This is a genomic window from Klebsiella sp. GG_Kp173, assembly GCF_040062415.1.
GTDB lineage: Bacteria > Pseudomonadota > Gammaproteobacteria > Enterobacterales > Enterobacteriaceae > Klebsiella > Klebsiella quasipneumoniae.
In genome coordinates this window covers 189975-209627 of record NZ_JBEAFZ010000020.1, presented here as the reverse complement: position 1 = coordinate 209627, position 19653 = coordinate 189975, and the positions used below count along the sequence as shown (strand labels likewise).

20 protein-coding genes are annotated in these 19653 nt (G+C 58.0%); 15 read left to right on the top strand and 5 right to left on the bottom strand.

Features of this window, described 5'->3' with window-relative positions; translation table 11 throughout:
- Positions 1–18 precede the first annotated feature (18 nt).
- The 4 genes from endA to metK all read right to left on the bottom strand — a co-directional run bounded on the left by endA (position 19) and on the right by metK (position 4328).
- A complete protein-coding gene (gene endA / locus ABLU50_RS11195; protein ID WP_004205174.1) occupies positions 19–726 on the bottom strand; it encodes a deoxyribonuclease I in 708 nt (235 codons plus the stop codon).
- Between the two features lie 94 nt (positions 727–820).
- On the bottom strand, positions 821–1321 hold the full coding sequence (locus tag ABLU50_RS11190; protein ID WP_087832708.1) for a SprT family zinc-dependent metalloprotease: 501 nt from the start codon (positions 1319–1321) through the stop codon (positions 821–823).
- A gap of 77 nt (positions 1322–1398) precedes the next feature.
- Complete coding sequence (locus ABLU50_RS11185) at positions 1399–2793, bottom strand: sugar porter family MFS transporter (RefSeq protein WP_004205171.1); 1395 nt, start codon at positions 2791–2793, stop codon at positions 1399–1401.
- A gap of 380 nt (positions 2794–3173) precedes the next feature.
- Positions 3174–4328 (bottom strand): methionine adenosyltransferase, encoded by a 1155-nt coding sequence (gene metK, locus ABLU50_RS11180; protein WP_004205170.1) that lies wholly within the window; start codon positions 4326–4328, stop codon positions 3174–3176.
- 701 nt (positions 4329–5029) lie between these two features.
- On the opposite strand from metK, the gene yqgB reads away from it, so the two are divergent.
- From yqgB to speB, 3 genes are all read left to right on the top strand, one after another.
- Positions 5030–5161 carry an acid stress response protein YqgB gene (gene yqgB, locus ABLU50_RS11175; protein ID WP_002916578.1) on the top strand — a complete coding sequence of 44 codons (132 nt, stop codon included), beginning with the start codon at positions 5030–5032 and terminating at the stop codon, positions 5159–5161.
- 8 nt (positions 5162–5169) lie between these two features.
- The gene (speA, locus tag ABLU50_RS11170) at positions 5170–7146 is read left to right on the top strand and encodes a biosynthetic arginine decarboxylase (protein ID WP_004205167.1); all 1977 of its coding nucleotides are present in this window, start codon (positions 5170–5172) and stop codon (positions 7144–7146) included.
- Positions 7147–7379: 233 nt separating this feature from the next.
- Positions 7380–8300 (top strand): agmatinase, encoded by a 921-nt coding sequence (speB, locus tag ABLU50_RS11165; RefSeq protein WP_004205166.1) that lies wholly within the window; start codon positions 7380–7382, stop codon positions 8298–8300.
- A gap of 127 nt (positions 8301–8427) precedes the next feature.
- Here speB and ABLU50_RS11160 read toward each other — a convergent pair whose 3' ends face one another.
- Positions 8428–9648 carry an MFS transporter gene (locus tag ABLU50_RS11160; protein WP_087832709.1) on the bottom strand — a complete coding sequence of 407 codons (1221 nt, stop codon included), beginning with the start codon at positions 9646–9648 and terminating at the stop codon, positions 8428–8430.
- Positions 9649–10075: 427 nt separating this feature from the next.
- On the opposite strand from ABLU50_RS11160, the gene ABLU50_RS11155 reads away from it, so the two are divergent.
- From ABLU50_RS11155 to ABLU50_RS11100, 12 genes are all read left to right on the top strand, one after another.
- Positions 10076–10399, top strand: a complete 324-nt coding sequence (locus ABLU50_RS11155; protein WP_004151769.1) for a non-heme iron oxygenase ferredoxin subunit — start codon at positions 10076–10078, stop codon at positions 10397–10399.
- Positions 10396–10704, top strand: a complete 309-nt coding sequence (locus ABLU50_RS11150; protein WP_004144765.1) for a recombinase-like helix-turn-helix domain-containing protein — start codon at positions 10396–10398, stop codon at positions 10702–10704. The genes ABLU50_RS11155 and ABLU50_RS11150 overlap by 4 nt, the downstream gene beginning before the upstream one ends.
- Before the next feature lie 10 nt (positions 10705–10714).
- On the top strand, positions 10715–11737 hold the full coding sequence (locus ABLU50_RS11145) for an aromatic ring-hydroxylating dioxygenase subunit alpha (RefSeq protein WP_087832710.1): 1023 nt from the start codon (positions 10715–10717) through the stop codon (positions 11735–11737).
- Positions 11737–12486 carry an SDR family oxidoreductase gene (locus ABLU50_RS11140; protein ID WP_004205159.1) on the top strand — a complete coding sequence of 250 codons (750 nt, stop codon included), beginning with the start codon at positions 11737–11739 and terminating at the stop codon, positions 12484–12486. The genes ABLU50_RS11145 and ABLU50_RS11140 overlap by 1 nt, the downstream gene beginning before the upstream one ends.
- A 13-nt stretch (positions 12487–12499) precedes the next feature.
- A complete protein-coding gene (locus tag ABLU50_RS11135) occupies positions 12500–13288 on the top strand; it encodes an IclR family transcriptional regulator (protein WP_048325708.1) in 789 nt (262 codons plus the stop codon).
- Positions 13289–13376: 88 nt separating this feature from the next.
- Positions 13377–14303 carry a VOC family protein gene (locus ABLU50_RS11130; protein WP_087832711.1) on the top strand — a complete coding sequence of 309 codons (927 nt, stop codon included), beginning with the start codon at positions 13377–13379 and terminating at the stop codon, positions 14301–14303.
- On the top strand, positions 14300–15496 hold the full coding sequence (locus ABLU50_RS11125) for an FAD-dependent oxidoreductase (RefSeq protein ID WP_064795031.1): 1197 nt from the start codon (positions 14300–14302) through the stop codon (positions 15494–15496). Before ABLU50_RS11130 ends, ABLU50_RS11125 begins: the two co-directional genes overlap by 4 nt.
- A gap of 26 nt (positions 15497–15522) precedes the next feature.
- Entirely contained in the window at positions 15523–16779 is a 1257-nt protein-coding gene (locus ABLU50_RS11120) for an MFS transporter (protein WP_087832712.1), read from the top strand.
- Between the two features lie 10 nt (positions 16780–16789).
- The gene (locus ABLU50_RS11115; RefSeq protein ID WP_025999198.1) at positions 16790–17320 is read left to right on the top strand and encodes a cupin domain-containing protein; all 531 of its coding nucleotides are present in this window, start codon (positions 16790–16792) and stop codon (positions 17318–17320) included.
- Between the two features lie 9 nt (positions 17321–17329).
- On the top strand, positions 17330–18100 hold the full coding sequence (locus tag ABLU50_RS11110; protein ID WP_017899776.1) for an alpha/beta hydrolase: 771 nt from the start codon (positions 17330–17332) through the stop codon (positions 18098–18100).
- Entirely contained in the window at positions 18084–18878 is a 795-nt protein-coding gene (locus tag ABLU50_RS11105; protein WP_087832713.1) for an SDR family oxidoreductase, read from the top strand. The genes ABLU50_RS11110 and ABLU50_RS11105 overlap by 17 nt, the downstream gene beginning before the upstream one ends.
- Before the next feature lie 9 nt (positions 18879–18887).
- Positions 18888–19652: an aspartate dehydrogenase gene (locus ABLU50_RS11100; RefSeq protein ID WP_017899778.1), complete on the top strand. Its 765-nt coding sequence runs from the start codon at positions 18888–18890 to the stop codon at positions 19650–19652.
- The last annotated feature ends 1 nt before the right edge of the window (position 19653 follow it).

The following is a 19653-nucleotide window of genomic DNA, read 5'->3' as shown; positions in this document are numbered from 1 at the left end:
AATTGCCGCTAGTGTAGGTTAGCTCTTTTGCGCCTGGCAAGCCTGCTGGACATAAGGATTATGGTTGCCCTGCACTTTCGCGATGCGCTCATCGCGTTCACACTCCCAGGCGGTGACCGGATACTGTTTGTTCCAGGCGGTAAACAGCTGAGTTTGCTGGCGGGAAAGATTTAACTGGTAGCGGTCGCGCATATAGAAGTAGGTGCGGGCGATGGCGCCGCGGGCGCGGGCAGGGGGCTCAGCGATTTTATCTTTAAAATCGACCTTCATGGTGCACTGGCCGTACTGGCCTTCACCGCCGTTCCACTGGCTGTACATAAAGTTGCCGCGATCGCCATTCACTTCTCCCACCGCCGGCTGCAGGTTGTGCATGTCGCTTTCCATCTTGCGGTACTCAGGATCTTTGGCGCAGTTTTTACGACCACCCTCCTGCCAGCACTGGCGCTGATGGCCGAACTGCCACGCCGGCACCACGTGTTCCCATTCAACCCGGCTGGCGCGGTTCTCATTTTTACGCACTTTATAGCCACAAGATTCCAGATCGATAACGCCTTTTTTACCCTGCCAGGCAATTTTACAGCCGCAGTAAAAGTCGCCGGGAACGTCGGCGTTTACTTTGACGCCAGCGGCCTTGGCCTGGGAAAAACTGGTAATTTCTGCGGCCGCAAGCGGGCCACTCACTGCCGTGCTCAATACTGCAACGGCTAAAACATGCATACGGGACATCGTTCACTCCGTGTCAAAACGAGCCCGCAACGTAGCGAATGAGGGTGCCGGATGCAATCAGTCAGATCAGAAAGTTTCTAATTAATTCCAATGGTTATTCTTCAGCCACCAGCAGATCGCCGCAGCGCACGCAGCGGTAAGTGGCTTCGCCGCGCACCACCCGGTTATGGCGACGGACGGTGAGCTGATGCTGCTGGCAGCGGCAGCGGTAGGGGAAGGTATTCTGGCGGACCGAACCGAGTTCAAAGCGATGGGTGCGACGTGCGGGAACGCCCAGAACGCCCTCCATCATCCATTTCCACTCTTTACCGTGCGGGGCTACCCGGCCAAAGTGTTGCCACACCAGCAGGTGCGCCAGCTCATGGGGCACCACTTCATCGATAAACGCCTGCTGATTTTCCAGCAGCAGCACCGGATTTAAACGAATTTCGTTTTTCTCCAGCCAGGCGGTGCCGGCGGAGGTACCGCGCTGCTGGTAGACCAACGTCGGCTCCGCGTAGCGGCGTTCCAGCTTGAGGTTCGCTTTGGCGAGATGCTCCCGCAGGCTGCGCATCACGGCCTGCTGAATAGCGATGGGAATACGGGGTGTTTTCATAGCGCCAGAGGATAGTGCGGCGGAGGGGGGAGAGCAAGCGGAAGCTTCCTCCCGGAAGGGGAGGAAGCTCAGACGGATTAATCGCGGGCGCCGATCTCGCGCAGCGGACGACCCTGCATCAGGTTGCGTTCGATATGTTCCAGCGAGACGTTTTTGGTTTCCGGGATCAGCCACAGCGTCAGCAGAATAAACAGCACGTTCAGACCGCCGTAGACCCAGAAGGTGTTGGCGCTGCCCAGCGAATTGAGCATGGTAAGGAAGGTGGCGCCGACAATCATGTTGGCAATCCAGTTGGTCGCCGTTGAGCAGGTGATACCGAAGTCGCGGCCTTTCAGCGGCTGGATTTCGGAACACAGTACCCAAATCAGCGGGCCGGCGCTCATGGCGAAACCGACGATAAACATCAGCAGCATCAGGACGGCGATGTACTGGGCGGTTGAGGAGTGAATACCGATGTGCATCATGCTGCCCAGGACGCCCATTCCCGCTGCCATGACGATAAAGCCAAGGATCAGCGTCGGTTTACGGCCCCAGCGGTCGACCAGACCGATGGCGATAAAGGTGGCCAGCACGTTAGTCAGACCGACAATGACCGTCCCCCACATCTGCTCGGTGGTGTTGGCGTAGCCTGCCAGCTCAAAGATCTTCGGCGCGTAGTACATGATGACGTTCATCCCGGTGAACTGCTGCATTACCTGCAGCAGAATGCCGAGGAACACCGCGCGGCGGAAGTTGCTGTTGTCTTTAAACAGCGACCAGCCGGACTGTTTTACCTTCAGGCTTTCGCGGATTTCGTCGAGCTCGCGTTTCGCTTCGGCGCTGGTATCGCGCAGGCGCAGCAGCACGCGCTCGGCATCGACAAAGCGGCGTTTGGCGGCGAACCAGCGCGGGCTGTCCGGCAGGAAGATAACGCCGATCAGCAGCAATACCGCCGGAATAATGATCACGCCGAGCATCCAGCGCCATGCGCCGCTGTAGCTAAAGGCGGTGTCGGAGAGGTAAGCGCCAAGGATCCCGATGGTGATCATCAGCTGGTACATGGAAATCATACTGCCGCGAATTTTCTCCGGAGCGATTTCCGATAGATACAGCGGCGCGGTGTATGAGGCGACGCCTACCGCCAGGCCCAGCAGCACGCGGGAAACCAGCAGGATCTCGACGTTTGGCGCGGCGGCGGAGAACAGAGAGCCGGCGACAAAGAGGATGGCGCCGATCATCAGGCTCTTTTTACGGCCCAGTTTGAAGGAGAGCCAGCCGCTGCCGACCGCACCGACGGCGGCGCCGAACATCATGGAGCTGACCACCCACTCCTGAGTGTGGGCGGAAATCTGGAACTCATTGGCAATAAAGGGTAAGGCACCCGCAATAACACCGATATCAAGGCCAAACAGCAGGCCAGCCAGCGCGGCGAGGAAACAGACGAAGAACGTCATGGTCTTGTTTGAACGCCCTTGTTTTTTGTTGTCAGGCATAACGCCCTCCAGTTGAGTTATTGATTCTGTCGATGGTTAGCGTAGGACACTCGTCGGTAAAAAAACGTGATTATAATCACGGCTGTGTAATCGTTTCCACAAAGGTAAAGAAACGTAATGCATTAAATGCTTTTTAAATCAGCAATATAAACAAGGATAGTCGACAATTTGAAAAACGGTAATCAGAGTTAACCGAAACAATATGTAACATTGTGAAAAACACCCCTATGAGATGACGCACGCAGGCAGCAATCGACCATTACCATAATGTAATCGCTTTCATTGAGATGTTGCGCTACGTTGAAGCAAGGTTCGGCAGGGAAGGTCAGGGAATAAAAAGGCCAGCGCGAGGCTGGCCTTAAAGAGAGGAAGCGGAGAGATTATTTCAGACCGGCCGCTTCGCGCAGCAGGGCCGCTTTGTCGGTTTTTTCCCAAGGGAAATGTTCGCGACCAAAGTGACCGTAGGCAGCGGTTTCTTTGTAGATCGGGTGCAGCAGATCCAGCATCTGAATCAGGCCGTACGGACGCAGGTCGAAGAACTCGCGCACCAGCAGGGTCAGCTGTTCAGAAGGCACTTTTTCAGTACCAAAGGTTTCCACCATGATGGACGTCGGCTCTGCAACGCCGATGGCGTAGGAAACCTGAATTTCGCAACGGTCAGCCAGGCCTGCGGCAACGATGTTTTTCGCTACATAGCGAGCCGCATAGGCTGCAGAACGGTCAACTTTAGACGGATCTTTACCGGAGAACGCGCCGCCGCCGTGACGAGCCATGCCGCCGTAGGTATCGACGATGATCTTACGACCGGTCAGACCGCAATCGCCCATCGGGCCGCCGATAACGAAACGGCCGGTCGGGTTGATGAAGAATTTGGTGGACGCGCTCAGCCATTCGGTCGGCAGAATCGGTTTGATGATCTCTTCCATCACCGCTTCCTGCAGCGATTTCTGGTCGATATCTTCGGCGTGCTGCGTGGACAGCACCACCGCGTCGATGCCGACGATTTTGCCGTCGTCATACTGGAAAGTCACCTGGCTTTTCGCATCCGGACGCAGCCACGGCAGGGTGCCGTTTTTACGTACTTCAGCCTGGCGCTGCACCAGACGGTGAGCGTAGGTCACCGGCGCCGGCATCAGCACGTCGGTTTCGTTGGTGGCGTAGCCAAACATCAGCCCCTGGTCGCCTGCGCCCTGTTCCAGCGGATCGGCACGGTCAACGCCCTGGTTGATGTCCGGAGACTGTTTACCAATGGCGCTCAGTACGGCACACGAGTTGGCGTCAAAGCCCATATCGGAATGCACGTAGCCAATTTCGCGGACGGTGTTGCGGGTGATCTCTTCGATGTCAACCCATGCGCTGGTGGTGATTTCGCCGCCTACCAGCACCATGCCAGTTTTGACATAGGTTTCACATGCGACACGCGCTTTCGGATCCTGCTCGAGGATCGCATCCAGCACGGCATCGGAGATTTGGTCAGCAATTTTGTCAGGATGCCCTTCTGATACGGACTCAGACGTAAAAAGGTGTTTTGCCATATTTTATTTCACCTGTGGACGATTCGGATAGCTCATACTGTTGTGTAATGTGGCTTTGGTGGATAATCAGCGCAAAGCCGCGCAGGTAGCGACACGAGCAGTCTGAGTGTTAATCAGTATAGACGGATTAACTTCTGGACGGCCATTTTAGGTCAAATCTTGAGCCTATTTCCAGCCTTTTTTGATGGCGGTCGCATTTATCGAAAAACTCGCCTGGCAAAATTTCCTGACAACCGCGCAAACGGGCACATTTTTATTTTGCTTTTTACCCCGCTTCTCGGTATAAAACGCCGCGCGCGGCTCATTAAAAAAGCGCACGGGGCATGGCCCTGTGGTGCCACTTCCAGCCGGGTTAAGCAGTCTGTATTTACAGAATCTCGCAACGGCATAGCGCTTGTTGCCCGGTATGTATAGCTTTGGCTTGTCGCCGACCCTGTCGCAGGGCGGTGTGGAGGTGATACCAGATAATGAACCAACGTTTTTCGCTTGTTTCGTCGCGTCGTTCTGTCGCGCGTCAGCACTCCGCAACCTGCATCTCTCTCATGCAAACCAGCCGATGTTCACCCCATCTCGGCGCTTCTCAGGATTCCAGGGCCGGTCGGCCGTCAGAAAACTGAACAAGGGCGCTCTTGCCAGGCAAGAGTTTTCTCGTGGTTTCTCCGGACTGTCATACTCTGTTCGGCTACGTGTTTTACGATGATATGAATAAGAAACCGGTCGCGCAGTCGCAAAACCAGCAGATAGTGCTGGGCTTTAGGACTGTTCATGGGTTGTTATCGCATCTTTGGACTGCGATAGTAGTTAACTGTCTTACACTTATTATTAAAAATTGAGGTTCGCTATGTCTGACGACATGTCTATGGTTTCGCCTTCGTCAGCAGGCGAACACGGTGTACTACGTTCCATGCAGGAGGTAGCGATGAGCTCCCAGGAAGCCAGCAAGATGCTGCGTACTTATAATATTGCCTGGTGGGGCAATAACTATTATGACGTCAACGAACTGGGCCACATCAGCGTTTGCCCGGATCCGGACGTCCCGGAAGCGCGCGTTGATCTCGCTGAATTAGTCAAAGCGCGCGAAGCGCAAGGGCAGCGCTTGCCGGCGCTGTTCTGCTTCCCGCAGATCCTGCAGCACCGCCTGCGTTCAATCAACGCCGCGTTCAAGCGCGCGCGCGAATCCTACGGCTATAACGGCGATTACTTCCTGGTCTACCCGATCAAGGTGAACCAGCATCGTCGCGTCATCGAATCGCTGATCCATTCCGGCGAGCCGCTGGGTCTGGAAGCCGGTTCGAAAGCGGAACTGATGGCCGTGCTGGCGCACGCCGGGATGACCCGCAGCGTCATCGTCTGTAACGGTTATAAAGACCGCGAATACATCCGTCTGGCGCTGGTGGGCGAGAAGATGGGCCACAAGGTCTATCTGGTCATCGAAAAGATGTCGGAAATTGCCATCGTGCTGGAAGAAGCCGAGCGCCTGAACGTGGTGCCGCGCCTTGGCGTGCGTGCGCGTCTGGCCTCGCAGGGGTCCGGTAAATGGCAGTCCTCCGGCGGCGAGAAGTCTAAGTTCGGTCTCGCGGCCACCCAGGTTCTGCAGCTGGTGGAGATCCTGCGTGCCGCAGGGCACCTCGACAGCCTGCAACTGCTGCACTTCCACCTCGGCTCGCAGATGGCCAACATTCGCGATATCGCCACCGGCGTGCGTGAATCGGCGCGTTTCTACGTCGAGTTGCATAAGCTGGGCGTTAATATCCAGTGCTTCGACGTTGGCGGTGGCCTGGGTGTGGATTACGAAGGAACCCGCTCGCAGTCCGACTGCTCGGTGAACTACGGCCTGAACGAATACGCTAACAATATTATCTGGGCCATCGGCGACGCCTGCGAAGAGAACGGCCTGCCGCACCCGACGGTCATCACCGAGTCCGGCCGCGCGGTGACCGCGCACCACACCGTGCTGGTTTCCAATATCATCGGCGTGGAGCGCAACGAATACACCGAGGCGACCCCGCCGGCGGAAGACGCCGCGCGTCCGCTGCAGAGCATGTGGGAAACCTGGCTGGAGATGCACGAAACCGGCAATCGCCGCTCGCTGCGCGAATGGCTGCACGACAGCCAGATGGACCTGCACGATATCCATATCGGCTACTCCTCCGGCACTTTCAACCTGCAGGAGCGCGCCTGGGCAGAACAGCTGTATCTGAACATGTGTCATGAAGTGCAGAAGCAACTCGACCCGAGCAACCGCGCTCATCGTCCGATTATCGATGAGCTGCAGGAGCGCATGGCGGATAAAATCTACGTCAACTTCTCGCTGTTCCAGTCGATGCCGGATGCGTGGGGGATCGATCAGCTGTTCCCGGTGATGCCGCTGGAAGGGCTGAACAAGTCGCCGGAGCGCCGCGCGGTGCTGCTGGACATCACTTGCGACTCTGACGGCGCCATCGATCACTACGTGGACGGCGACGGGATCGCCACCACCATGCCGATGCCGGAATATGACCCGGAGAACCCGCCGATGCTGGGCTTCTTTATGGTCGGCGCCTATCAGGAAATCCTTGGCAACATGCACAACCTGTTCGGCGATACCGAGGCGGTGGACGTGTTTGTCTTCCCTGACGGCAGCGTTGAGGTTGAGCTGTCCGACGAGGGCGATACCGTGGCGGATATGCTGCAGTACGTGCAGCTGGATCCAAACACGCTGCTGACCCAGTTCCGCGATCAGGTGAAAAACACCGGCCTGGACGACGCGCTGCAGCAGCAATTCCTCGAAGAGTTCGAGGCGGGTCTGTACGGGTACACTTATCTGGAAGACGAGTAGCCGCTGATGCCCGGTGGCGCTGCGCTGACCGGGCCTGCGTATGTCGGCCGCATAAGGCGAAGCCGTCATCCGGCAGACGGCGATACTCACTTGAACCCGTATGCATTACCGGCGATAATTCACGCCAATAAGCGATTTATCTATCAAACCCTTCCTCGTCGGGCCTAACGACGCGGAGGGGTTTTTTTATACTTATTTTTTACGTTCCACGACTGTGAAAAGAGGTCATATCCATGAGCACTTTAGGTCATCAATACGATAACTCCCTGGTATCCAATGCCTTTGGCTTCCTGCGTTTACCAATGAATTTCATGCCTTACGACAGCGATGCTGACTGGGTCATCACCGGCGTACCGTTCGATATGGCGACCTCTGGGCGCGCGGGCGGCCGTCATGGCCCGGCGGCGATCCGTCAGGTGTCCACCAATCTCGCCTGGGAGCACAACCGTTTTCCGTGGAACTTCGACATGCGCGAACGCCTGAACGTGGTTGACTGCGGGGATCTGGTGTATGCCTTCGGCGACGCGCGCGAAATGAGCGAGAAGCTGCAGGCCCACGCCGAGAAGCTGCTGGCGGCCGGCAAGCGCATGCTCTCCTTTGGCGGCGACCACTTTGTTACGCTGCCGCTGCTGCGCGCCCACGCCAAACACTTCGGTAAAATGGCGCTGGTGCACTTCGATGCCCACACCGATACCTACGCCAACGGCTGCGAGTTCGACCACGGCACCATGTTCTACACCGCGCCGAACGAAGGGCTTATCGATCCCAACCACTCCGTACAGATCGGTATTCGTACCGAATTCGATAAAGATAACGGTTTTACCGTACTTGATGCGGGCCAGGTTAACGACCGCAGCGTCGATGATGTGATTGCCCAGGTGAAGCAGATCGTTGGCGATATGCCGGTGTACCTGACCTTTGATATCGACTGCCTGGATCCGGCGTTTGCGCCAGGAACCGGTACCCCGGTGATCGGCGGGCTGACTTCCGACCGCGCGATCAAGCTGGTGCGCGGCCTGAAGGATCTGAACATCGTCGGGATGGACGTGGTGGAAGTCGCCCCGGCCTACGATCAGTCCGAAATCACCGCCCTGGCGGCGGCGACTCTGGCGCTGGAGATGCTGTACATCCAGGCGGCGAAGAAGGGCGAATAAATCTGTTCCCGTCATATTTCAAGTTGCATAGGCGTGGGCAATAACTCGGCCCATCCCTGGGCCTCGTCCTTACAGGGCCAGCGCAAGCGCTGTTCAAAACGGCTAGCCGTTTTGTCCTGCAACTTATTTAGGGTATAGACGCGTTTACTGCTGCTGCGCGACGCATACGCAGCAGCAGTGCGCCGCCGGCGCACAGCGTAATCATCTGCGATGCCACCAGTACGGAAAAACCTGAGCTGACCGATCCCACTGATTTCATTACCACTCCCATCAGCAGCGGAATAAACGCCGCGCAGATGTTGCCAATGCCGTTAATGATCCCATAGGCGCTGCCCACCGCTTCGCGCGGGGCGTGATGCTGAACCACCGCGGGGATCGCCGCCCCCTGTAATCCCCAGAACACGTTCGCCGCCAGCATAAACAGCGCCAGCATCGCCGGCTGTTCGCTGAGGATTAGCGCCAGTACGGAACCGGCGGTGAGTAGACCGCCAATAATAAACAACAGCGGCGCCTGCTCCGGGCGCATTTTGTCGAGGAGCACGCCGCCAAGGAACTTTGAGCCCAGGCTTAACAGAAAGGGGACAGCCGCCAGCAGGCCGGTGGCCTGTAGCGAGAAATGATGCTCATCGCGCAGCCAGGCTGGCAGCCAGGCGCTACTCCCCCACAGATAGCTGAGGGTGGCAATTTCTACCAGCAGGATCCAGCCAAGCAGCGGCGTACGCCAGGCGAGGGCAAAAGTTTGGCTAAAGCCAGGCTTCGCGCGCTGTGCAGTCACTTTTGGCGCGGGGAGAAACCGCCAGATTAACCCTCCGCCGAGCAGGAGATTCATCAGCGCCAGCGCATAGAAGGAGCCGATCCAGCCAACGTGCGCCATCAGCCAGGTGACCAGTGGGAAGCCTACCGCTAGCCCCAACGATACGCCAAGGGCGGTTACCGCATTCGGTTTGCCGATTTCATCGGCGGCAAAGTTGTCGTTGATAAAGCGCGTTTTCAGTGAAAACAGCGGTCCCTCCGCCACGCCAAGCACGATGCGCGCGATCAACATTCCCACCAGTGAACCGAGTAATGGGGAAATGGCGCACACCAGCGCCCATATAACAATGCTGATTAACAGCCCCTGACGATAATGCCATCTACTTTCTATAACCGGTGTTAATAATAATGCCGAAAACCCATAACCCAGAAGAAAGCATGTCATTAGCATGCCTTGTAACATTCTGTTTTCATTTAACTGGAAGTGGGCAGCGAATTCCGGGTTAAGGATCATCACCGAGATATTTACCCGATCGACGTAGGAAATAATTATTAACAAAAGTAATGCTATTACCCCTTGCCATCTTGCCGCCATTCGTTGTCTCCACGCTTAATTTAATGATTGCCAGTTATTATTTTTTAACGCCAGAAATAGTTACATGAGTAAAATGGTTCACCTGTGAAACTCATTGTTTTTAAATGATTAAATAAAGAGTTGTTTCATGGGTGAAACACCATGGTTTCCGCTGCTGTCCATTTTTAATGATCGATTTGCAAAGAAGTCAATAGTCGTATGTGAAATTTAAATCGGAATTTTTATTTATAATGGATCACCGCTTTAAATATCATCATTTCATCTGAATGCAGTTTTTCGTGATCAATTGCACACTTAGCTAATTTAAAAGCAATTCATTAACAAGTTTGTCACATTAACGCTTGACGAAACATTCGCCGCTTTTATATTGGTCGTATTAAATAAGAAACACAGTTTCATATATGAAACAACGGCCTGGAGGATTGCGATGAGCTGGATAGGCGTATGTGACGCGGAGCAAGTACAAGAAGATTTTCCATATAGCGGCAATATCGACGGTAAGGAAATCGGTATTTATCTGATTGATGGCGAATATTACGCGCTGGAAGACGTTTGCCCTCATGCCTATGCGCTCCTGAGCCAGGGCTTTGTCGAAGATGGCAAGGTGGAATGCCCGCTGCATGAGGCGGTATTCGACGTCAAAACCGGCCAGTGCCTGCATGGCCCCGGCGGTCGCAACCTTAATCGTTACCCGGTGCGGGTATACGACAATCAGATCCAGATTACCTTTATCGAGGAGAACGTGGCATGAGCGAATCCCTGGACTTCAACCCGGCGCTACCGGAAAGCCGCCAGTTTACGCCACCGGCGGAAGGCGGAAACGGCAATATCCATAAGCCTGGCGACTATCACAATCTGATCTGGCAAACCCGCAGCCGGGTGCCGGAAAACTGGGAACTGCAGCTTATCGCCACCCTGGAAACGTTGTTCGAGCAGGGCGCGGAAAGTCTCGGTGAGCTGGTGAACGGCCTCAATGGCGTCAGGATGCATGACCAACAGGGCGAACCGTGGAGCGAAAGCAGCTTCCAGGCATTTTTACAGGTTAACGGCTACTGAGGACACAGCGATGACGACAACGGTACAAAACTATCTTGATAAAGGACTGCGCGGCCTGTGGTATCCGGTGCTGGCGAGCTGGGAAGTGCAGTCTGCGCCGGTAGGCATTACCCGTCTCGGCGAGCAGATCGTGGTCTGGCGGAATAAAGACGGTCAGGTGCAGGCCCTGGAAGACCGCTGCCCGCATCGCGGCGCGCGCCTGTCGATGGGCTGGAACTTAGGCGATCGTATCGCCTGCTGGTATCACGGCGTGGAAGTCGCCGGCAACGGCGAAGTCAAAGACGTCCCGGCGGTGGACCGCTGCCCGCTGGTGGGCCAGCAGTGCGTGCGCAGCTACAGTGTGCACGAAGCGCACGGAGCAATCTTCCTGTGGTTTGGCGTCACCGCCGATCAGCAGCCTGATGAACTGAGCTTCCCTGACGAACTGGCCGATAGCGAAAAATACAGTCACTTCCTGTGCACTGCGGCGTGGAAATGCAACTACCAGTACGCGCTGGAAAACGTGATGGACCCGATGCACGGCACCTATCTGCACTCATCATCGCATTCGATGGCGGAAGGCGATCGCAAAGCCGATATGGTGCTGCAGCCGACGAAAACCGGCTTTATCTTCGAGAAAAAAGGGCAGAGCGGCGTCAACTTTGACTGGGTTGAACTGGGCAACAGCGGCGCCTACTGGATGCGCCTGTCTATTCCGTACAAAAAGCGTTTCGGGCCGGGCGGCCACTTCTGGATCGTCGGCATGGTGGTTCCGGAAGATAACGACAACTGCCGCGTCTTCTTCTGGCGCATCCGCGGCGTTCAGGGCTGGCAGCGCGATCTGTGGCGCTTTATGTACCGCAACCGTCTGGAAAAACTGCACTGGGAAGTACTGGAACAGGATCGCGTGGTGCTGGAAAGCCTGGCGCCGAACGCCCGCGATCATGAATATCTCTATCAACATGACGTCGGTTTGTCCCGCCTGCGCCGCATGATGCAGAAAGCGGCGAAAGAGCAGTTAGCGCTTCGCGAAGCGCAGCAGGGTGCCGCCTGATGAACGGCCTGCTGAACGGTAAACGTATTGTCGTCACCGGCGCGGCGCGCGGCCTCGGTTACCACTTTGCCGAATCCTGCGCCGCGCAGGGCGCGACGGTGGTGATGTGCGACATCCTGCAGGGGGAGCTGGCGGAAAGCGCTCATCGCCTGCAGCAGAAGGGCTATCAGATCGAATCCCACGCCATCGATCTTGCCAGTCAAGCGTCGATCGAGCAGGTCTTCAGCGCCATAGGCGCGCAGGGGCCTGTCGATGGCTTAGTCAATAACGCAGCGATGGCCACCGGCGTCGGCGGTAAAAATATGATCGATTACGATCCGGACCTGTGGGATCGGGTGATGACGGTCAATGTCAAAGGCACCTGGCTGGTGACCCGCGAGGCGGTACCGCTGCTGCGCGAAGGGTCGGCGATCGTCAACGTCGCTTCGGATACCGCGCTGTGGGGCGCGCCGCGGCTGATGGCCTATGTCGCCAGTAAGGGCGCGGTGATTGCGATGACCCGCTCCATGGCCCGCGAACTGGGTGAAAAGCGGATCCGTATCAACGCCATCGCGCCGGGACTGACCCGCGTTGAGGCCACGGAATACGTTCCCGCCGAGCGTCATCAGCTGTATGAGAACGGCCGCGCGCTCAGCGGCGCGCAGCAGCCGGAAGATGTCACCGGCAGCGTGGTCTGGCTGCTGAGCGATCTTTCGCGCTTTATCACTGGCCAGCTGATCCCGGTCAACGGCGGTTTTGTCTTTAACTAACAAGTGAGGCGGTATGGCGAACGATCAGGAAGTGAAGTACCTGGTACCGGGTCTGGAGCGCGGTTTACAACTGCTGCTGGCGTTTGGCGAACAGCATCGCGATCTGACCTTTGCCGAGCTGCATCGGCTGGTGGATATGCCGAAAGCGACCGCCTATCGCGTGGTGCAGACGCTGGAATATATGGGCTTTCTTGAGCGTAACGCCCGCACCAATACCTTTTCGCTAGGCATGAACGTACTGCGTCTGGGCTTTGAATATATCGCCTCCCTGGATGTCGCTCAGGTGGGTCAGCCGGTCATCGAGCAACTGCGCGATATCAGCCAGTGCAGCAGCCATCTGGCGATCCGCGACGGCCGCGACATTATCTACATCGCCCGCGTCAGCGCCGCCGGTTCGCGTATCAACCAGGTCAGCGTCGGAACGCGGCTACCGGTGCACTGCACCTCGCTTGGTCGCATGCTGCTGACCGATGTTTCTCGCAGCGAGTTTGAACAATTGTTCCCGGATGAACGGCTGCCGGGCAATACGCCGGGCCAGTTGCATGACCGCGAAGCGCTGTGGCAGATGGTGCAGCAGGATAAAGCTCGCGGCTACGTGATTGGCGAATCGTTCTACCGCCACGGCATCTCATCGATTGTCTATCCGGTCTTTGACCGCAGCGGCCGGGTGGCGGCGGTCGTCAGCATTCTGGTGCCGTCGGACGAGATCCCGCAAAGCGATCGCGAGCGGTTGCAGAACGAGGTCAGTATGGCGGCGGACAAAATTTCCGGCTTCCTCGGATATTTGTCACAGGCAAGTTAAATCAACAACTTAACAGCAGGCGCTTGATTGCGTCGGGCATGTCTTACGCCCAAATTCGGGCGACTGAACGGTAAAGAGGCGACGAATAATGAGTATTACCGGAATTGAAAAGCTGGAATTTGGCGTAGACGACCTGAACCACTGCGCCAAATTTATGCGCGATTTTGGCCTGACCGCCGACGCCAGCGGCCGCGCGTTTGCCACTCTTAGCGGCGCGCGCGTCGAACTTAACCCAACCGATGCCGCTGACTTACCGCCAGCTTTTGAGGCGGGCAACACCCTGCGTCGCATGACCTGGGGCGTTGCGGATCGGGCGACGCTGGATGCGCTGCGCCCGAAGCTGGAACGTCAGCCCGGTTTCCGTGAAATCGACGGCGCGCTGGAGTGTCGTGACCCTAACGGTATGACGCTGCGGGTGCAGGTTAGCCAGCAAACAGCGGTGGAACTGAACGTCGAGCCGATTAACCAGTGGGGCGATGTGCGTCGCATCGACACTCCGAGCCCGGTATACGACCGCGCGCAGCCCATTAATGTCGGCCACGTGGTGTTCTTCGTGGAAGAACTGGCGGCGGTGGAAAGTTTCTATCGCGAAGTACTCGGCTTTCAGGTGTCAGACCGCTACATCAATCGCGCGGTGTTCCTGCGCTGCGGCGTGCGCGGCGGACACCATAACCTCTTCTTATTGCAGTTGCCCAACCGAAAACGCGGGCTAAACCACGTCGCGTTTACCGTACGGGATATTCATGAAGTGATCGGCGGCGGCATTGCGATGAATAAAAACGCGTGGAGTACTTTTATCGGCCCTGGCCGCCATCCGGTCTCCTCGGCCTACTTCTGGTATGTCAACAGCCCGACCGGCGGCGCTTTTGAGTACTACACCAACGATGATTATCTGACGGAAAACTGGCGGCCGCGCGAGCTGGAGCATTCACTCGTGTCCTTTACCGAATGGGCGGTGGAAGGCGGTATCGATCACGATACCCGTCGCCAGCAGAAAAAACCGGAGGCGGTATGACGGCGCGGATTGTCATTATCGGCGGCGGCCAGGCTGGCGGCTGGGCGGCGAAAACGCTGCGTGATGAAGGGTTTAGCGGCGAGATTTGCGTGGTTGCCGAAGAGCAATGGGATTTTTACGAGCGCCCGCCGTTGTCGAAGGCGGCGTTGCTGGAGGCCGAACCGGCGCTGCCGCGGTTATTTAGCGCCGAGGCGCAGCAGGCGCTGAACCTACGCTGGTATCGCCCGCTGCGTGCGGATTCGATCGATCGGCAAAATAAAACCGTGGCGCTGAGCAACGGTGAAACGCTGGCATATGACCAACTGTTGATCGCCACCGGCGGCCGGGCGCGACTGCCGTCCGAGGGCTGGGCGCAGCATCCGCAGGTTTATACCCTGCGCCACTGGCAGGACGCGCAGCGTCTGAAGCAGCGGCTGGCATCGGCAACGCGGCTGGCGATCGTTGGCGGCGGCTGGATTGGCCTCGAAATCGCCGCCTCGGCGCGCAAAAGCGACGTGGCCGTAACCCTTTACGAGCAGCAGCCGGCGCTGTGCATGCGCTCGGTCAGTATGGAGGTCTCGCAGGCGCTGGCGCAACTACATCGCCAGCAGGGCGTTGAGATTCGCGGCGGCTGCGGCGCGCTGGAGCTGGAAGATGATAATGGCCTGCCGACTCTGCACTGCGACGGCCAGCGGGAAACCTTCGATGCGGTAGTGGTGGGGATCGGCGTCGATCTGAATCTCGAACTGGCGCGCGATGCCGGGCTCACTGTCGATCGCGGGATTGTCGTTAATGCCCAGGGGCGCAGTAACGATCCGGCGATTTTCGCCGCTGGCGATGTCGCTCAGCACCATCAGTACGGCCTGTGCATTCAGTCGTGGGCCTTTGCGCAAAATCAGGCCATCGCAACGGCGAAAGCGATGCTCGATCCGCAGGCCAGCGGCTACGACGAGGCGCCCTGGCTGTGGTCGGATCAATACGATCGCAATATCCAGATCCTCGGGATCCCGCAGGCGGGCAGCCGCACCATTGTGCGTGACGAGCCGCAGGGCGCGATCTACTTCTCCCTGAATGCCGATGGACGCTTAACTCAGCTGGTGGCCTTCAATAATGCACGTATCGTGAAGCTGGCGAAGCGCTGGATGGCGGCGGGAAGGGATCTCTCTAACGTCCCGCTCGCTGACCCGACTTTCTCGCTGATGTCATTGCGATAAGTAACGCGAACCCTTAAGGGGGAGAAATGACCACATTAGAGACCAACGCCGCGCCTGCAGAGGCGAGCGGCGAGGGCGTCCGCACGCCTGAAAAAGCAGTTCGTTGGGCCATTCCGCTGTCCCTGCTGGCCTGCGTGCTGCTGGCTTTTTTCGACAAAATCAGTATCGCCGCGCTGTTTTCCGATAGTCACTTCCAGCAGGCGATGGGCATCGATTTCGACACCACCCGGCTGGGCATTCTGATGAGCGCCTTTTTGCTGAGTTACGGCTTCTCGTCAGTGTTATTAAGCGGCCTTGGCGACCGGATTGCGCCGCTGCGTCTGCTGACTGGAATGATGGTGGTGTGGTGCATCCTGATGGTGATCATGGGTTTCACCCACAACTACGCGCTGATGGTGATGCTACGCGTCCTGTTGGGCATCGCCGAAGGGCCGCTGTTCCCGCTGGCGTTTGCCGTGGTGCGCCACACCTTCCCGCAGCGGCTACAGGCCCGCGCCACCATGCTGTGGCTGCTCGGCACGCCGGTTGGCGCAGCGCTGGGTTTCCCGCTGTCAATTTGGCTACTCAATACTTTCGGCTGGCAGAGCACATTTTTCGTGATGGCGATGCTGACGGTACCGGTGCTGATTTTTGTGCGCATCGGGCTGCGCGGCGTGCAACTGGAGGCGAGAGCGAGCAGCGATAAAACCTCGCAGGAAGCGCGCCGCAGCGCGCGTCGCGAGCTCTTTGTGAGTCCGCATTTTTGGATGATCTGCATCTTCAACATCGCCTTTCTCGCCTATCTGTGGGGGATCAACGGCTGGCTGCCGGGCTACCTGATTAAAGGTAAAGGCATTCATCTGGAACACGCCGGCTGGCTGTCGTCGATGCCGTTTATCGCCATGTTGCTAGGCGAAATTATCGGCGCCTGGCTGTCCGACCGCGTCGATAAGCGCGCCGCCGCCTGCTTTATTTCCCTGGCAGGCGCGGGTATTGGCCTGGCGGCAGTGATGCATTTCACCACGCCGCTGCCGGTAATCGCGGCGATGAGCTTTAGCACCTTTATGTGGGGCACCGGCGCGCCGAACATTTTCGCCCTACTGGCTAAAGCGACCCATCCACGGGTCAGCGCCACGGCGGGGGGGATTTTCAACGGGCTGGGAAACTTTGCCGGGGCGCTATCGCCGGCGGTGATGGGCGCGCTTATCGCCTTCACCCATAGCATGGATTCCGGGCTGATTTTTCTGGCAGTGATGGCGGCGGTGGGCTGCGCCCTGTTACTGCCGCTGCTGAGACGTTACTGAGGATAAAACGATGACTGATTCAACCGTAACTGCAAAACAGAGTTTGAAACCTGACCATTTGACGATGGAAGAGTGGGTGGAGTCGCGTATCGCGCGCTTCGAAGGCCGTAAATACGACTGGAATGCGCTGAAATTCCAGGCCGATTTCGACCCCAAATATCGCCGCGCGCAGATGCGCTACATCGGCACCGGCGCCACCGGCGTCGCCAGCGATACCAACACCGTTCCGGCGGAGCACTTCACCTTTTCCACCATGGTGTTGCCGTCCAAATGTGAAGGCCCGCTGCATCTGCATGATGACGTAGAAGAGGTGTTCTTCATGCTCAAAGGGCAGATCACCCTGATGATTCAGGATGGCGACAACTATACCGAAACGGTACTGCGCGAACGCGATCTGATCTCGGTGCCGCCCGGAATCTATCGCGGTTTGTTTAACCACGGCGAAGAGGAGGCGCTGATGTGCGTGATGCTGGGCACGCCGAAACCGCATGTTCCGACTTATCCGGAAGATCATCCGCTGTCAAAAGTGAAGCGTAACTAAGGAGCGATGATGACGGGTTTTCGTGAACAAGGATGCGGGGTACCGCTGACGCTGCTGCACGGCATCAGTTCCGGCGCAGCCTCCTGGCATAAACAGATGGCGCTGCCCGGCTACCGCGTCCTGGCCTGGGATATGCCCGGTTATGGCGAAAGCCCGATGCTTGCGGCGGCGCCGGCGGATGCTGGCGATTACGCTGACGCGCTGGCGCTGATGCTGGACCGTGCCGGGGTAGAACAAACCGTACTGGTCGGCCATTCGCTGGGCGCGTTGGTGGCGGCTGCCTTCGCCGCGAAATATCCGCAGCGGGTGCTTTATCTGGTGCTGGCCGACGTCGCGCAGGGCTACGGTCAGGCGGAGGTCGCACAGCGGGAAAACGTCTGGCTAGGGCGTCAGCAGCAGATAGCGCAAGGCGGCGAGGCGATGGCCCAGGGGCGAGCGGCAAAACTTCTGCGCCCTGGCGCGCGCGAAGCTGATGTGGCGACGGTGGCGGCGGGGATGCGCAGGCTACGCCGCGACGGTTATCTCGCCGCGGCCTGGATGCTGGCTCATGACGACATTCACCGTTGGCTCGCCGACTATCGCGGTCGTCTCTCCGTGTGGTGTGGCGAGCAGGATGCCATTACCCAACCGGAGTTAGTGCAAGGAGTGGCGCTGCGTTACGGCGCTCCTTACATCGCCATCCCGCAGGCTGGGCATGCCAGCTATCTCGATAACGAAATCTTTTTTAATCAACAGCTTTTACGCATAGGGGAAGAGGTGCGCGATGAATGCACAAATTGAAGGACGCGTCGCGGTAGTCACCGGCGGCTCGTCAGGAATCGGCTTTGAAACGCTGCGCCTGTTGCTAGGCGAAGGGGCGAAGGTCGCCTTTTGCGGCCGCAACGCGGATCGTCTGGCCAGCGCCTATGCAGCACTGCAAAACGAATATCCAGAAGGCGAGGTGTTCTCCTGGCGCTGTGACGTACTGAACGAAGCGGAAGTTGAGGCGTTCGCCGCCGCGGTCGCCGCGCGTTTCGGCGGCGTCGATATGCTGATTAATAACGCCGGCCAGGGCTATGTCGCCCACTTCGCCGATACGCCACGCGAGGCCTGGCTGCACGAAGCCGAACTGAAACTGTTCGGCGTGATTAACCCTGTAAAGGCCTTTCAGTCGCTGCTTGAGGCGTCGGATATCGCCTCGATTACCTGTGTGAACTCGCTGCTGGCGTTACAGCCGGAAGAGCACATGATCGCCACCTCTGCCGCCCGCGCCGCGCTGCTCAATATGACGCTGACTCTGTCGAAAGAGCTGGTGGATAAAGGCATTCGTGTGAATTCCATTCTGCTGGGGATGGTGGAGTCCGGGCAGTGGCAGCGCCGTTTTGAGAGCCGAAGCGATAAGAGCCAGAGTTGGCAGCAGTGGACCGCCGATATCGCCCGTAAGCGGGGGATCCCGATGGCGCGTCTCGGTAAGCCGCAGGAGCCAGCGCAAGCGCTGCTATTCCTCGCTTCGCCGCTGGCCTCCTTTACCACCGGCGCGGCGCTGGACGTTTCCGGCGGTTTCTGTCGCCATGTGTAAGGAAAGATGATGAAAAAGGTCATGTTAATTGGCTATGGCGCGATGGCCCAGGCGGTGATTGAACGCCTGCCGCCGCAGGTGAGGGTGGAGTGGATCGTGGCGCGCGAATCGCATCACGCAGCGATCTGCCTGCAGTTTGGTCAAACGGTGACGCCGCTTACCGATCCGCTGCAATGCGGTGGGACGCCGGATCTGGTGCTGGAATGCGCCAGTCAGCAGGCGGTCGCGCAGTACGGCGAAGCGGTGCTGGCGCGCGGCTGGCATCTGGCGGTGATCTCGACCGGTGCGTTGGCGGACAGCGAACTGGAACAGCGTTTACGCCAGGCGGGTGGCAAGCTGACGCTGCTGGCTGGCGCGGTGGCCGGAATAGATGGCCTGGCGGCGGCGAAAGAGGGGGGGCTTGAACGAGTGACCTATCGGTCGCGTAAAAGCCCGGCCAGTTGGCGCGGTAGCTATGCTGAACAGCTTATCGACCTCAGCGCGGTCAATGAAGCGCAGATTTTCTTTGAGGGCAGCGCCCGCGAGGCGGCCCGGTTATTCCCTGCGAATGCCAACGTGGCGGCAACCATCGCGCTGGGCGGTATCGGCCTTGACGCGACCCGGGTACAGCTGATGGTCGATCCGGCTACGCAACGCAACACCCATACGCTACACGCCGAAGGATTGTTCGGCGAGTTTCACCTGGAGCTGAGCGGCCTGCCGCTCGCCAGCAATCCGAAAACATCGACCCTCGCGGCACTGAGCGCGGTACGCGCCTGCCGTGAACTGGCATAAC

Coding starts and splice junctions, on each gene's coding strand:
- ABLU50_RS11140 (WP_004205159.1), top strand. CDS start 11,737: ATGAACGGCCTGCTGAACGGTAAACGTATTGTCGTCACCGGCGCGGCG.
- speB (WP_004205166.1), top strand. CDS start 7,380: ATGAGCACTTTAGGTCATCAATACGATAACTCCCTGGTATCCAATGCC.
- ABLU50_RS11160 (WP_087832709.1), bottom strand. CDS start 9,648: ATGGCGGCAAGATGGCAAGGGGTAATAGCATTACTTTTGTTAATAATT.
- ABLU50_RS11190 (WP_087832708.1), bottom strand. CDS start 1,321: ATGAAAACACCCCGTATTCCCATCGCTATTCAGCAGGCCGTGATGCGC.
- ABLU50_RS11130 (WP_087832711.1), top strand. CDS start 13,377: ATGAGTATTACCGGAATTGAAAAGCTGGAATTTGGCGTAGACGACCTG.
- endA (WP_004205174.1), bottom strand. CDS start 726: ATGTCCCGTATGCATGTTTTAGCCGTTGCAGTATTGAGCACGGCAGTG.
- ABLU50_RS11185 (WP_004205171.1), bottom strand. CDS start 2,793: ATGCCTGACAACAAAAAACAAGGGCGTTCAAACAAGACCATGACGTTC.
- ABLU50_RS11125 (WP_064795031.1), top strand. CDS start 14,300: ATGACGGCGCGGATTGTCATTATCGGCGGCGGCCAGGCTGGCGGCTGG.
- yqgB (WP_002916578.1), top strand. CDS start 5,030: ATGAATAAGAAACCGGTCGCGCAGTCGCAAAACCAGCAGATAGTGCTG.
- ABLU50_RS11135 (WP_048325708.1), top strand. CDS start 12,500: ATGGCGAACGATCAGGAAGTGAAGTACCTGGTACCGGGTCTGGAGCGC.
- ABLU50_RS11150 (WP_004144765.1), top strand. CDS start 10,396: ATGAGCGAATCCCTGGACTTCAACCCGGCGCTACCGGAAAGCCGCCAG.
- ABLU50_RS11110 (WP_017899776.1), top strand. CDS start 17,330: ATGACGGGTTTTCGTGAACAAGGATGCGGGGTACCGCTGACGCTGCTG.
- ABLU50_RS11145 (WP_087832710.1), top strand. CDS start 10,715: ATGACGACAACGGTACAAAACTATCTTGATAAAGGACTGCGCGGCCTG.
- ABLU50_RS11120 (WP_087832712.1), top strand. CDS start 15,523: ATGACCACATTAGAGACCAACGCCGCGCCTGCAGAGGCGAGCGGCGAG.
- ABLU50_RS11105 (WP_087832713.1), top strand. CDS start 18,084: ATGAATGCACAAATTGAAGGACGCGTCGCGGTAGTCACCGGCGGCTCG.
- metK (WP_004205170.1), bottom strand. CDS start 4,328: ATGGCAAAACACCTTTTTACGTCTGAGTCCGTATCAGAAGGGCATCCT.
- speA (WP_004205167.1), top strand. CDS start 5,170: ATGTCTGACGACATGTCTATGGTTTCGCCTTCGTCAGCAGGCGAACAC.
- ABLU50_RS11155 (WP_004151769.1), top strand. CDS start 10,076: ATGAGCTGGATAGGCGTATGTGACGCGGAGCAAGTACAAGAAGATTTT.
- ABLU50_RS11115 (WP_025999198.1), top strand. CDS start 16,790: ATGACTGATTCAACCGTAACTGCAAAACAGAGTTTGAAACCTGACCAT.
- ABLU50_RS11100 (WP_017899778.1), top strand. CDS start 18,888: ATGAAAAAGGTCATGTTAATTGGCTATGGCGCGATGGCCCAGGCGGTG.